Raw genomic sequence first — 13,018 nt, 5'->3', positions numbered from 1 at the left:
ATCTCCCCCCGGAGATTCCGCGGCCGGCACCGCGCGGCGTGCATCGCGCGGCTGTCGGCAGGTCTTCGGACTCATGGGCGCGGAAGCCTCGGGCTTCCTCCTAGTCCGCCGCTTCCCGGGGCGTGTTGCCCCAGTGCTCATGGCGGGTTCGTTCCCAGTTACCGCTGCGGGGCAGTGCCGGAATGGCCAACGTCGCTGACGACGGCGTCACCGGCTTCCCTTTTCATCCGGCGACTTGCAGGCCACCGAAACCGACGAACCCAAGATAATGGGGTTGTATGGTTCCGTCAACACAAGATCGTGGATCTGGGTTGCAGAGTGGTCAGCCGCTGACAACACCATGCCGGGCGGGTCGATTCCATCGCTCGTTGCGCGCCGAAAAAAGCCGCCCGTCTCCGGGCGGCCCAAGCCATGCGTGGTCGATGCAATCAACCCTTGATGCACACCACCTGTCGCAAGGTATGCACCACGTCCACCAGGTCGCGCTGCGCCGCCATCACCGCGTCGATGTCCTTGTAGGCGGCCGGCGATTCGTCGATCACGCCCGCGTCCTTGCGGCATTCGACATGGGCGGTGGCCTCGCGGTGCTGCTTCAGCGTGATCTGCGCGCGCGCGGCGGTTCGGCTCATCACGCGGCCGGCGCCGTGGCTGCAGCTGTGGAAGCTGTCCGCGTTGCCCTTGCCGCGCACGATGTAACTGCGTGCGCCCATGCTGCCCGGGATGATCCCGAGTTCGCCCTCGCGCGCGCTGACCGCGCCCTTGCGGGTCACCAGCAGCGACTGCCCGAAGTGGTTCTCGCGCTGGACGTAGTTGTGATGGCAGTTGACCGCCTCCCTGTCGAGCTGGAACTTCGGCAGGCGATGGCGCATCTCGTGCAGCACCCGCGCCATCATCGCCTCGCGGTTGGCCCGCGCGTAGTCCTGCGCCCACGACACCGCAGCGACGTAGTCGTCGAACAGCGGCTCGCCTTCGAGGAAGAACGCGAGGTCCTTGTCCGGCAGATGGAAGCCGAGCACGCGCTTCTCCAGCTGGCGACGCGCCAGCTCGATGAAGTAGGTGCCGACCAGGTTGCCGGTGCCGCGCGAGCCCGAGTGCAGCATCACCCACACTCGATCGGCCTCGTCGAGACAGATCTCAATGAAGTGGTTGCCGCCGCCGAGCGTGCCGATTTGCCTGTCGACCTTGTCCGGGCGGATCTTCGGGTGCTTGTCGCGGATCGCCGCGAGTCGCACCATCAGGTCCGACTGCGCCAGCTTCGTTTCGACGCTGTCGGGAATCCGGCGGTGGTCGCCGCCCGGGCCGTTGCCGACCGGGATGCTGCGCTCGATGGAGCTACGCAGCAGCGCCAGGTCGTCGGGCAGGTCGTTCGCCGTAAGCGTGGTCCGCACCGCGGCCATGCCGCAGCCGATGTCGACGCCGACCGCGGCCGGGATGATCGCACCTCTGGTCGGCACGACCGAACCGACCGTGGCACCGATGCCCAGGTGCACGTCCGGCATCACCGCGACCCACGGACCGACGAACGGCAGCGTGGCGATGTTGCGCAGCTGCTGCCGCGCCTTGTCCTCTACCGGCACGCCGTGCACCCAGCCCTTTATCGGCGTGGTCGCGTGCTCCGAATGGAGAAACTCGTAGGTCTGTTGCGTACTCATGTGGAATCCCTTCTTAGGATAAGACTCCGCGCGGCGAATCCGTTCGCCACGCGAAGATTACTGCTTCAAGCTGACCAGCTGCTTCATGACGCCGTCCAGGCCGCCGAACACGGTCAACTTGTCGATCTTCTCGGTGACCTTCTCCAGAGCCTCCAGCTCCTTCAAACGCATGAGCACCGGGCTCTCCTCGATCAGCTTCGCCGTGTTCAGCAACGAACGCGTGGCGTTCGCCTCTTCGCGACGACGGATCACGTTGGCCTGGGCCGCCTTCTCCGCCTGCACGACGCTGTTGAGGATGTCCTTCATCTCACCCGGCAGGATCACGTCCTTGACGCCGACGCCGAGCACGTCGACACCGAGGTCGTTCACGCGGCCGCGCACGTAGCCGAAGATGTCGGCGTCGAGCGAAGCCTTGTCGCCGAGCAGCTCGTCCAGCGTCTTGGCGGAAATCGCCTTACGCAGGCCGTACTGCAGCTCGCGGTACACGTAGTCGCCGTACTTGGCGACCTTGGTGCGCGCGGCCACCGGATCGGCGACCCGGATGCTCGCTGCGAGGTTCACGCGCAGGCTGACCTTGTCGCGGGTCAACAGCTCCTGGCCCGAGACTTCCATCGACTGCACGCGCAGCTCGACCAGCTCCACGCCGACGTTCTTCTGGAAGTTCCAGAAGGCATAGGCGCCCGGTGCCAGAGTGCGCACCAGCTTTCCGTCGATGAACAGCAGGCCCGCATTCTCCTCGGGCACGACCAGCGACACGGTGATGCGCTCGAGCACGCCGAGCTGACGCAGACGCTTGACCACGGCGGCCTCGACCTCGAGACCGTTCGCGAGCGACGCGGTCTGCACGTCGACGGCCACCGGGCCCTTCCAGTACAGCTTGCGCGACCCCGGAGCGAGCACGTCCTCGAGCTTGCCGTTCTTCAGCACCAGACCGACTTCATCCATGCCGAGGTTGGCCAGCACGAAGCTCTCGCCGAGCCTCTCGCCCAGTGCGGCGATCAGCGCATCGGCATCGCTGCCGGCGTATTCCGCCTTGGCAATGCCGTGCATTGTCACCTCGACCCGCTTGAACGGGTCGAACCAGCGGTACACGCCCGGCGCGAGCACGCCTGCGAATTGACGGTTGCGATACACCAGGCCGCGCTCGCCGTCACCGATCACGACCCTCTTGGTCCAGAACATTGGAAGTTCTCCTTGGTTGGCTCTGGTGGTCCGATCCGCTTGGTAATGCGCGCGATGGATCGGGTCTCGCGGTGCACGCTCCAAAGTCGAAGCGGGCAAAGGAATGGGTGGAAGCGCCCCTGACGTGGATACCGCGGAGCCGGCGTGCTGTCCGCAGGGCGGCGATCGCGTTCGACGCATCCGCGGCATTGCTGCTGCCGCTTTCGCGTGTCCTGCGACCGCCGGCTTGCCTCGAGGGCGCGGGCCCGGCGATATCACCGCTGCGGCGTTCCGTTGCGCACCACACCGAAGCGCGACGCCTGGCGAAACGCCGCACGGGGCGTTTCCTGGTGTGGGCTTGCGCCCGGTTAACGACGTGACAGGTCGTTGTTGGAGCGGGAGTCGAACCCGCGACAGTCGGTTTATGAGACCGATGCTCTAACCCTCTGAGCTATCCAGTGGTGGACGAGCCGGATTCGAACCGGCGGCCAACGGCTCGCGCCGCTGCTCAACCTCTGAGCTTTCGTCCGCTCGAAACATCTCTCCCGGCTTCGGGCATACGCCACGGCAGCGCCGCGCGCACCGGCCGGGCGTGCGAGCCCGAGCCGCTGGAAGCCATTCGAACGATGCTTCGTATTGACGCCAAACCGGCGTCAATTCCGTCGCCGACGCGAACCCGCCCGCCGCCCGTGCCCGGCATCGGGGCACAGCGCCTCATGCTGCATGCAGCAGCAGCGCCTCACAGCGGAAATCCCTTCCTGCGGGCAGTCGATGCCCGGATGCCTGGGATGCGGATCGTGTCGGCAGATTTCTTGAACCAACTCCATTCGCGAACGCGCAAAAAAAGCCCCCGGACAGGATCCGAGGGCGTTCGCGTGTCCTCGGAAGATCGGGTGCCGATCTTCCGTAGGCGAAAGATCAGCTGATGGTGGGCCGCAGTTCCTTGCGATCGCCGACGGTCGGGCGATACGCGGGCACGCGCGCTGCCAGGCCGCGGCGTGCGCGCCGCAGATCGAGCAGGTTTGCGATGTGGAAGGAATGCGTCATGGCTCTAGGTGTGTGTTGTACACGTCGTCGCAAGGACGAAGGGCGCGCACGATACGCTCGCGCAAATCGTTATGCAACCTGTTCCTGCGAAGAATGCCTCGATGCCGACGAACGGTCGCGATCACGAGATGCACGCGTCGTCGGTCGGAATGCGGGCGAGATCGGGAGGAAGCGCGCGCAGTCCGCAACGGGCGAGGCGCACGAACAGTCTTGGGCGCGACGGATGCGGGCTTCAGCGCAGCTTGGGCAATGCCTGCTTGCAGGCGAAGTAGTCCTCCCATGGATCCTGCTTCAACGTCTTCGCGCGCCTGAGCGCTTTGTGCAGGCCGAAGGCGGGTGGTGCGCCGACACGCCCGAGCTCCTCCCAGCGGATCGGCACGGCGACCGGGGCGCCGGCGCGCGCGCGCAGCGACCAGCCGCACACGCTGGTGGCCCCGCGGCCGTTGCGCAGCCAGTCGATGAAGATCCGGTCGTTGCGCTTGGCCTTGCTCATGGTGGCGACGTAGTGCAGCGGCTTGTGCGTGGCCATGGCCTCGGCGAACGCGCCGGTGAAATCCTTGACCGCATCCCACGTCGGGCCGCGCCGGATCGGCACGACCACGTGCAAACCCTTGCCGCCGGTCAGCCGCACGAAGCTTTGCAGTCCTGCGTCTTCCAATCGCGCGCGTACATCGCGCGCCGCCGCAACGACTTGCTTCCATTCGATTCCGGGCCCGGGGTCCAGGTCGAACACCATCGTGTCCGGCTGCTCGGGTTTGTCCACGTGCGCGCCCCAGGGATGGAACTCCAGCACGTTCATCTGCACCAGTTCGAGCAGGCCGTCGGCATCATCGATATACAGGTAATCGTCGGCGCCGCTCTTCTCCTTGAGCCTGATCGCGTGCACATGCGGCCCCAGCGTGTCTGCATGGTGTTTCTGGAAAAAGCAGGTACCCGTGGCGCCATCGGGGCAACGTACGATCGACAGCGGCCGGTTCGCGAGATCCGGAAGGATGCGCCCGGCGATCGCGGTGTAATAGTCGGCTACTTCGCCCTTGGTGATGCCGGCATCGGGGAACACGACCCGGTCGCGACTGCTGATCTGGACCTGTGGCGAAGCTCCGGCACGGCGCGCAGCGGGTTTCGACGCCGGTTTCGCGGCTTTCGCGGCCTTCGCGGCCTTCACAGGAGCGGCAGCTTGCCTGGATCGGGCGACGGCCGCTTTTTTCGTTGCTTTCTTCGTGGGCTTGCTTGCCTTCGCAGTCGCCATCAGGTCCTCCACGGTCTTGTCGATGCGGATGCGCTGGAAGCTGGCCTGGCGTAGCAGGCCGTCCTTGCCCCAGCCGCGATAGGCGACTTCGACGACCAGCTGCGGTCGCACCCAGTGGATATTGCCGCGGTCGCGCTTGTCGTGCGGCAGGTGATCGGGAAGCTCCACCGTCGCGGTCTTGCGCCGCAGCGGCTGCAGCTTCGCGTGCAACGCGCGCAGGGTCTCGTCGTTGTAGCCGGTGCCGACCCGGCCGACATAGCGCAGCCCGTCCTGATCCGGCACCGCCATCAGCAACGCACCGAAGGCGGTGCGCGCACCGCGCGGCGCGGTATAGCCCACCACCACGAACTCGTCGCCCTGTGCGTGCTTGACCTTCACCCACTGCGCATTGCGCGTTTGCGAATACGGCGCATCGAGGCGCTTGGCGATGATGCCTTCCAGCCCCTGGGTGGCGCTGGCCGCGAACACCTCTTCGCCGTGACCCAGCACGTGGCTGCTATAGGCCAGCGCTTCGCCGCCCGCCTGTTCGAGCAGCGATTCGAGCAGCGCCTTGCGGTCCACGAGCGCTGCGTGCGACAGGTCCACGCCGGCAATGCCCGGCATGTCGAACAGCATGTAGCGCAGCGAGGCGTTGGACCGGCCCTGCAGCGTGCGCTGCAGCAGGGCGAAGTCGCTCACGCCTTCCGGGCCCAGTGCCACCAGTTCGCCATCCAGGCGTGCATCCGAGACCGGCAGCGCCTCGATGGCTTCGACGATCTCGGGGAAATCCGGCGTCCAGTCTAGGTCGTTGCGCGAGCGCAGCTTGACCTTGCCGTCGACCAGATCGGCGAGCATGCGGTAACCGTCCCACTTGACTTCGTGCAGCCAGTCGTCGCCGCGGGGCGCGTGTTCGCGCAGCGTGGCCAGTTCGGGCTTGAAGCCGGGGGGGAAGGGACGCGGCTTGGCGCCCTCCAGCGCGAGCGCGCGTTTTTTCCAGGTCGCGTCGCTGCGGCGGGGCTTGCGGCGCGCATTCTTCGGCGGGGCCTTGGTGGTCGCACGGCTGCTTGTGGCGTGCGGCTTTGCAGCCGTCTTCGGCACCACCAGCTCGCCTTCGATGGAGTCCCATACCCGCCGGGTCGCGGCCGAGGATTCCGGACCCGGCTCGACCTCCACCAGATCGTCGGCCTCCACATCCGCCGCGTATTCGTCGTTGCGCTTGATCAGCAGCCACTGCGGCTTGCCATCGCCGCGTCCGCCGCGCATGCCGGTGCGCACCAGCTTCCACTGACCGCGCAGCTTGGACCCATGCAGGCTGAAGTCGAGCTTGCCCGCGGCGATGCCTTCCAGCGGATCGCCTTCGCAGGCCCACACGCCCTGATCGAACACGAGTACGTGTCCGGCGCCGTAGTTGCCTTCCGGGATCTCGCCTTCGAAGCCGGCGTAGGACAGGGGATGGTCCTCGACCTGCACCGCGAGCCGCTTCTCTCCCGCGCGCAGCGACGGTCCTTTCGGCACCGCCCAGCTCTTGAGCGCACCGTCGGCCTCGAGCCGGAAGTCGTAGTGCCGCGCACGGGCATTGTGCAGCTGCACCACGAAGATCGGGCGGTGCCTGCCGCGGCCGCCTGCGCGCCCGGCATCGTCTGCCGGCTCGGGCGTGTCGGCGAAGCGCCGCTTGCGTGCGTAGTCGCGCAGGCTCACAGCCCGGCCTCAGGCCGACTTGCGCTTCGAGGCCTTCTTGGCCGGCGCCTTCTTGGCGGCCTTTTTCGCCGCCTTCTTGCCTGGCGCCTTCTTGGTCGCCGTCGCTGGCGTGCGCTTCTTCGCGTCGATGCTCTTCTGCAGCAGGGACATGAAGTCGACCACATTGGTGGTGGCATCCGCGTGCAGCGATTCCTCCTCCTCGGGCTTGCGCACGGTGCCGCCCTTGGCCTTGACCCGTTTCTCGATCACCTTCTGCAGCCTGCTCCTGAATTCGTCCTTGAAGTCGCCCGGAGACCATTCGCTTTCCATCGAGCCGATCAGGGCTTCGGCCATCTGCAGCTCCTTGGCCGTCACCCGGTAGTCGCCGGTCGCGCCCGAAGGAATGTTGTAGACGTCCACGTCCACCAGCTCCTGCGGATAGCGCATCATCATCAGCATCAGCGCGTCACCCTGCGGCAATACCGCGCATAGATGCTCGCGGGTGCGGATGACCACGCGCGCGATGCCGATCTTGCCGGTCTTCTTCAGGGTTTCGCGGAGCAGGACGTAGCCCTTTTCGGCCTTCTTGGCCGGAACCAGTACGTAGGGCTTCTCGAAGTACTGCGGGCCGATCGCGGTCGCGTCGACGAAGGCTTCGACCTCGACCGCATCATGGCTCTCGGGCGCCGCGGACTTGATGTCCTCCTGCTCCAGGACCACATAGCTGCCCTTGTCGTATTCATAGGCCTTGACGATTTCCTTCCACGGCACCTCTTCGCCGGTCTCGGCATTGACGCGCTCGTAACGGATCGGCGATTTGTCGCGCGCATCGAGCATGCGGAAGCTCAGGTCGGTGCGCTTTTCGCCGGACATCAGCTGTACCGGGATGTTGAGCAGGCCGAAGGACAGGGTGCCGGACCAGATCGGACGGGCCATGGCGTTCTCCACGCGGATGCGAATCCAGAATTGCAGCGCAGCGCCCGTGACAAGGACGTTAGCTGCGCATGTGGGCGGAGCGGCGGCGGCAATGCAACCCGTTCACCCCATGCGTGCTGTCATGCGATGTTCCCAGCGCTCGCGGAGGCAACATGGTCAAGCCACAGGACAGCGGCCAGCCCAGGCACGGCAGCGTCGGCGACCCGCAGGCCGGGCCGGACAAGGGCAGGCATCCGGGGACCCGCAAGAAGAGCGAGCCCGAACCAAGCCGTGCACCGGCCGAAGGAACCGATCCGTCCCTGACCCACGGCGAAACACGCGAGCGGCGACCGCGGCCATGAAACGGCGCACGGCGGCCGTTGGAATGCATTCACGCCTGCATGCGGGCGGGATGCCGGTGCGGGCTGCGCCGCTGACCGCCCTGCTGGCCGTCGCCACCGTGTCGTGTTCCTGCACGGAAAGCGCCCGGCTGGCGGCGCGCGAAGATACCGGGCCCAATCCGGTACTCGCGGCGCCGGAGCAGCGAATCATCCCGACCGTATCCATCGCGCCTGCGAAAGGATGGGCGCCCGATGCGACACCCACACCCGTCGCCGGCCGACGGGTCACGGCGTTCGCGCGCGACCTGTCTCACCCGCGCTGGCTCTACGTGCTGCCCAACGGCGACGTGCTGGTGGCCGAAACCAATGCGCCCGCCGGCAAGAGCGGAATCGGGGGACTGAAGGGCAAGATCATGGCCGCGGCGATGAAGAAGGCCGGTGCCGCCGCGCCCAGCGCGGAGCGCATCACCCTGTTGCGCGATCGCGACGGCGACGGAGTCGCCGAAACGCGCAGCACCTTGCTCGGCGGTCTGCATTCGCCGTTCGGCATGGCCCTGGTCGGCAACACGCTCTACGTGGCCAACGCCGACGCATTGATGCGAATGCCCTACACGACAGGCGCGACCCGGATCGATGGCGCCCTTGAGAAAGTGGTCGACCTTCCCGGCAAGGGCGCGGAGCTCAACCATCACTGGACCAAGAGCCTGCTGGCCAGCCGCGATGGGACCCGGCTCTACGTGGGCGTGGGTTCCAACAGCAACATCGGCGAGAACGGCATGGCGGCGGAAACCGACCGCGCGGCGATCCTCGAAGTCGACCCCCAGGCGCGCAGCTACCGTGTGTTCGCCTCGGGCCTGCGCAATCCCGTAGGGCTGGCATGGGAACCGCACACCGGCGCGCTGTGGGCGGTGGTCAACGAGCGCGACGAACTCGGCAGCGACCTGGTGCCGGATTATCTGACCTCGGTGCGCGAAGGCGCGTTCTACGGCTGGCCTTACGGCTATTACGGCCCGCATGTGGATACGCGCGTGTCGCCGCCGCGACCGGATCTGATGGGGAAGGCGGTGAAGCCGGACTACGCGCTGGGCGCGCACGTCGCGCCACTGGGTCTTGCGTTCCATGCCGGCGGGGCGTTCATCGGATTGCACGGGTCCTGGAACCGCAAGCCCCTGAACGGATACAAGGTGGTCTTCGTCCCCTTCGCCCAAGGGCAGCCGTCCGGACCGATCGAGGACGTGCTGACCGGCTTCCTCGACGCCGAGGGCAACGCACGTGGGCGTCCGGTCGGGATTGCCGTGGATGCGAAGGGCGGAGTGCTGGTGGCCGACGATGTGGGCAACGCCGTGTGGCGGATTACCACTGCGCCGTCGACTGCCGATTAGGCGATTAGGCGTGTTCTGACGGTCGCGCGACCGTCAGGTTGCACGACCGCCAGGCGCAAGCGTCGACCGCCTGTGGCGCGACTACTGGGCGGAGGTTTCCTCCGCCTCGAAGCGGCGGGCATAGTCGCGCTCACCGGCAATCCGTTCGACCTCGTCCTGCGCCAGGTCGGGTGCGGCATAGACGGCGTAGGCGATGGCATCGGACGTGCGGCCGATGCGGCTGAGGCGGTAACGCGGGCGGCCGGCACCACCGTTTTCGGGGTAATGGGCCGGGGGGCGGACCGCGTCCAGGTCGAGTTCGCTGTTGTCGACCAGGCCGCCTACGAACAATGCACGCATCAGATATCTCCGCTGTGGGAACGCCAGTGTCGCCCGGCGCGCGTTCGCAGATCATCAATCGCGCGTTAGGTTGTCGCAAACGTTGCAGATCTGGTTTCGGATGAGACGGCCACGGGAGGGTCCGTTTCTGGAACCGCCGTCTCTTGTAGAGCGGAAGACCCGCCCTGGATACCGAGGGGTGCGTCCCGCGAAGCGCAGGCAGCATCACGCCGGCGATCGCTTGCGTAGAATTCCGCCATGTCGCTGCGGCCAACCACCGACGTTGCGCTGCAAGCGCTGATGCTTCCGTTCGTCACGGAAGCGCTCGCCTGGCCGGGCTCGGGCGCGTTGTTCCTGCACGCGCGCGATGGCTGGCCGCTGCACGCCCGGGCGACGCCGGGGCTGGTGGTCGAGCAGGGCTTAAAGCCCGAAGCCGATGCCCTGGAACGCGCCGGGTTCGTGCCGTCCACCGATCCGTCGAAGCTGTACCCGCTGGTCCTGCTGCTGCCGCCGCGCCAGCGCGAAGAACTGCGCGCGCTGTTTGCGCAGGCGCTGGATCGATGCGAGGAAGGCGGCGTCGTGTTGGCGAGCGTTGCCAACGATGCCGGTGCGAAATCCGCTGAGGCCGACCTGCGCAGGCTCGCCGGGCTCGACGGCAGCCTGTCCAAGCACCATTGCCGGGTGTTCTGGACGCGCAAGCAGACCGGCCGCATCGACGCCGACCTGCTCGCGCAGTGGCGCACGCTGGATGTGCCGCGCCGGATCGCCGCGCCGCAGCTGCCGCAGGGCGGCTTCCTGAGCCGTCCGGGGGTCTTCGCCTGGGACCGGATCGATCCGGCGTCGGCCCTGCTCGCCGCGCAGCTGCCCGCCGACCTGGACGGGCACGGGGCCGACCTCGGCGCGGGCTGGGGCTACCTGGCGATCGAGCTGCTGCGCCGCAATCCGCGCGTGCAGGCGCTCGACCTGTACGAGGCGCAGGCGCGGGCGCTGGAACTGGTGCGGACGAACCTGGCCGACACCGGCACGTCGGCCACGCTCGAATTCCTGTGGCACGACGTCACCGTCGGACTGGCGCGCCGCTACGACTTCATCGTCACCAATCCGCCCTTCCATGCGCACGATCGCGCCGACCGGCCCGAACTCGGCCAGCGTTTCATCGAAGTCGCGGCGCAGGCGCTGCGCCCGGGCGGTCGCCTGTTCCTGGTCGCCAACCGGCACCTGCCCTACGAGCACGCGCTCTCCGCCCATTTCGCCCAGATCCGTGTGCTCGCGCAGCAGGGCGGCTTCAAGGCGATCGAAGCACTGCGGTCCATGCGATGAGGCTCGCCGTTTGGACGTCCGTCCGATGAAGCTCGTCCGCCTGATCGCCAACCTCGGCTATGGCAGCCGCAAGCAGGTGGCGGCGATGTTTCGGCAAGGCCGCATCACTGCAGAGGATGGCGCGGTCCTGTACGCCGACGACCAGGTCGAACACGACCAGGTGCGCGTCGACGGCGATCCGCTCGACCCACCCCAGGGATTGGTGCTGATGCTGCACAAGCCGGTCGGGGTCACCTGCTCGACCCGGGACCCCGGCCGCCTGGTGTACGACCTGCTTCCGCCGCGTTATCGCCTGCGCTCGCCGGCGCTGTCGACGGTCGGCCGCCTGGATCGCGAGACCAGCGGCCTGCTGCTGCTGACCGACGATGGCGCGCTGCTGCACCGGATCATCTCGCCCCGGTCGAAGCTGCCCAAGGTGTACGAGGTCACACTGGCGCAGCCGCTGCGCGGCGACGAGACAGAGCGCTTCGCCAGCGGCGCGTTGATGCTCGAATCGGAACAGATGCCGCTGCTGCCGGCCTCGCTGGAGATCGTGACACCGACCCAGGCGCGCCTGACCCTGCACGAAGGCCGTTACCACCAGGTGCGGCGGATGTTCGCCGCGGTCGGCAACCACGTCGTCGCCCTGCATCGCAGCCGTGTCGGCGGCCTGGCGCTTGACGGACTGGAGGAAGGACGCTGGCGCCGGCTCGATCTGCCGGACATCGCGAGTGTGTTCGGGGGCGACGCATGAGCGCTTCGGCGACATTGGGGTTTCGTCCCGCGGCGGTGCTGTTCGACATGGACGGTCTGCTGCTGGACAGCGAACGCGCGCTGCTGGCCTGCTGGCGCGAGGCGGCGCGGGGATTGCAGGCGAGCGTCGACGATGGCGTGTGGCTGTCGATGATCGGCTTGTCGGACAAGGTCTGCGATCAGCTGCTGCAGGATCGCGTCGGCATCTCGCTGGCACATGCCTTGCGCGAGCGATGCCATGCGCTGTACGACCTGCGGGTGATCGCAGGGATTCCGGTCAAGCCCGGGGCGTTCGAGCTGCTGGCTTTGCTGCAGCACCATCGCGTGCCGCGTGCGGTCGTGACCTCGACCTGGCGCGAACGCGCGCGCCAGAAGCTGGCGGCGGCGGAACTGCTGGGTCATTTCGGCGATGTGATCGGCGGGCGCGATGCGCCCCGGCCCAAGCCGGCGCCGGATCCCTACCTGCTGGCGGCGGAACGCCTGGGCGTGCCGGCGCGAGACTGCGTGGTGCTGGAGGATTCCAACGCCGGAGTCCAGGCCGCGCTGGCCGCGGGCATGCATGCGATCCAGGTTCCCGACCTGGCGCCGGCCGACGCCGTGCAGCTGCCGGGGCACCGCGTGGTCGCCTCGCTCCATGAGGCGCGGCGATTGATCGAACCCGCATTGCAGTCAGCCCAGTAGCGCGCGCCAGCCGGCGTGGCCCAGTTCCGCCAGGGTGCGCTGGTTGCGTTCGACGATCGCGTCCGGGTCGGGGAAGGCTTCGACCGCGCGCGCCACGCTGTCCTCGCGCAGCAGGTGCAGGGTCGGATAGGGCGAGCGATTGGTGTAGTTGCCGATGTCGTCCGGTTCGGTGCCGGCGAACTGATAGTGCGGGTGGAAGCTGGCGATCTGGATCACCCCTTCCAGCCCGAGCTGCGCGAGCAACGCGTCGGCGTCGTCGAGAAAATCGTTGTAATCGAGGAAGTCCTGCAGCACCTGCGGGTGGATGAGCAGGGTCGTATCGACCACGTCGGCCGGCGTGTCGCACAACAGGAGCAGTTCTTCGCCCAGTTGCTCGAGCAGATCGCGCGGGTCGTCCGCGTCGCTGAGCACGTAGCGGATCTGGTCCCTGGCGTGCACCGCCTTCGCGAACGGGCACAGGTTGAGCCCGATGACCGCGCGTTCCAGCCAGCGTCGGGTGTCGGCGATGGGATCGGGGTCGGTGCTCATCGGGGGCCTGGCGGTGGGATGTCCTTCGACTTCGCG

12 protein-coding genes, 2 tRNA genes and 1 riboswitch are annotated in these 13,018 nt (G+C 67.4%); of the genes, 5 read left to right on the top strand and 9 right to left on the bottom strand.

What is annotated here, in order from left to right; translation table 11 throughout:
• Positions 1–38: 38 nt before the first annotated feature.
• A riboswitch (cobalamin riboswitch) is annotated at positions 39–271 on the bottom strand.
• Between the two features lie 157 nt (positions 272–428).
• From MC375_RS02550 to MC375_RS02525, 7 genes are all read right to left on the bottom strand, one after another.
• Entirely contained in the window at positions 429–1,652 is a 1,224-nt protein-coding gene (locus MC375_RS02550; RefSeq protein WP_242101704.1) for an RtcB family protein, read from the bottom strand.
• Positions 1,653–1,709: 57 nt separating this feature from the next.
• Positions 1,710–2,834: a slipin family protein gene (locus tag MC375_RS02545; protein ID WP_242101703.1), complete on the bottom strand. Its 1,125-nt coding sequence runs from the start codon at positions 2,832–2,834 to the stop codon at positions 1,710–1,712.
• Positions 2,835–3,203: 369 nt separating this feature from the next.
• Positions 3,204–3,271: transfer RNA gene (locus tag MC375_RS02540), tRNA-Ile, on the bottom strand.
• A 1-nt stretch (position 3,272) separates the two neighbouring features.
• A tRNA-OTHER gene (locus MC375_RS02535) sits at positions 3,273–3,342 on the bottom strand.
• A gap of 389 nt (positions 3,343–3,731) precedes the next feature.
• Positions 3,732–3,860, bottom strand: coding sequence for a hypothetical protein (locus tag MC375_RS17665; protein ID WP_277929274.1), 129 nt, complete (start codon positions 3,858–3,860; stop codon positions 3,732–3,734).
• A 232-nt stretch (positions 3,861–4,092) separates the two neighbouring features.
• Positions 4,093–6,786, bottom strand: a complete 2,694-nt coding sequence (ligD, locus tag MC375_RS02530; protein WP_242101702.1) for a DNA ligase D — start codon at positions 6,784–6,786, stop codon at positions 4,093–4,095.
• 9 nt (positions 6,787–6,795) lie between these two features.
• Positions 6,796–7,701, bottom strand: a complete 906-nt coding sequence (locus tag MC375_RS02525) for a Ku protein (RefSeq protein ID WP_242101701.1) — start codon at positions 7,699–7,701, stop codon at positions 6,796–6,798.
• A 152-nt stretch (positions 7,702–7,853) separates the two neighbouring features.
• On the opposite strand from MC375_RS02525, the gene MC375_RS02520 reads away from it, so the two are divergent.
• Both MC375_RS02520 and MC375_RS02515 read left to right on the top strand, forming a co-directional pair.
• Positions 7,854–8,042, top strand: coding sequence for a hypothetical protein (locus tag MC375_RS02520; RefSeq protein WP_242101700.1), 189 nt, complete (start codon positions 7,854–7,856; stop codon positions 8,040–8,042).
• Between the two features lie 50 nt (positions 8,043–8,092).
• A complete protein-coding gene (locus tag MC375_RS02515; RefSeq protein ID WP_242102935.1) occupies positions 8,093–9,403 on the top strand; it encodes a sorbosone dehydrogenase family protein in 1,311 nt (436 codons plus the stop codon).
• Positions 9,404–9,484: 81 nt separating this feature from the next.
• Here MC375_RS02515 and MC375_RS02510 read toward each other — a convergent pair whose 3' ends face one another.
• Positions 9,485–9,742: a hypothetical protein gene (locus MC375_RS02510; RefSeq protein WP_242101699.1), complete on the bottom strand. Its 258-nt coding sequence runs from the start codon at positions 9,740–9,742 to the stop codon at positions 9,485–9,487.
• 237 nt (positions 9,743–9,979) lie between these two features.
• Here MC375_RS02510 and MC375_RS02505 point away from each other — a divergent pair, with 237 nt between their 5' ends.
• Genes MC375_RS02505 through MC375_RS02495 form a run of 3 tightly spaced genes read left to right on the top strand, consistent with a single transcriptional unit; the run spans position 9,980 to position 12,454 of the window.
• Positions 9,980–11,041 carry a class I SAM-dependent methyltransferase gene (locus MC375_RS02505; RefSeq protein WP_242101698.1) on the top strand — a complete coding sequence of 354 codons (1,062 nt, stop codon included), beginning with the start codon at positions 9,980–9,982 and terminating at the stop codon, positions 11,039–11,041.
• A gap of 25 nt (positions 11,042–11,066) precedes the next feature.
• Positions 11,067–11,774, top strand: a complete 708-nt coding sequence (locus MC375_RS02500; protein WP_242101697.1) for a pseudouridine synthase — start codon at positions 11,067–11,069, stop codon at positions 11,772–11,774.
• Positions 11,771–12,454 (top strand): HAD family phosphatase, encoded by a 684-nt coding sequence (locus MC375_RS02495; RefSeq protein WP_242101696.1) that lies wholly within the window; start codon positions 11,771–11,773, stop codon positions 12,452–12,454. Before MC375_RS02500 ends, MC375_RS02495 begins: the two co-directional genes overlap by 4 nt.
• Here the strand turns inward: MC375_RS02495 and MC375_RS02490 are convergent.
• Complete coding sequence (locus tag MC375_RS02490) at positions 12,443–12,982, bottom strand: DUF1415 domain-containing protein (RefSeq protein WP_242101695.1); 540 nt, start codon at positions 12,980–12,982, stop codon at positions 12,443–12,445. The genes MC375_RS02495 and MC375_RS02490 overlap by 12 nt on opposite strands.
• Positions 12,983–13,018 lie beyond the last annotated feature (36 nt).

Origin of the sequence: Lysobacter sp. M2-1 (genome assembly GCF_022662495.1) — a bacterium.
Taxonomy (GTDB): Bacteria; Pseudomonadota; Gammaproteobacteria; order Xanthomonadales; family Xanthomonadaceae; genus JAKPBU01.
Note: the sequence above shows the minus strand (reverse complement) of the source record. Positions and strands in the feature narration are given on the sequence as shown.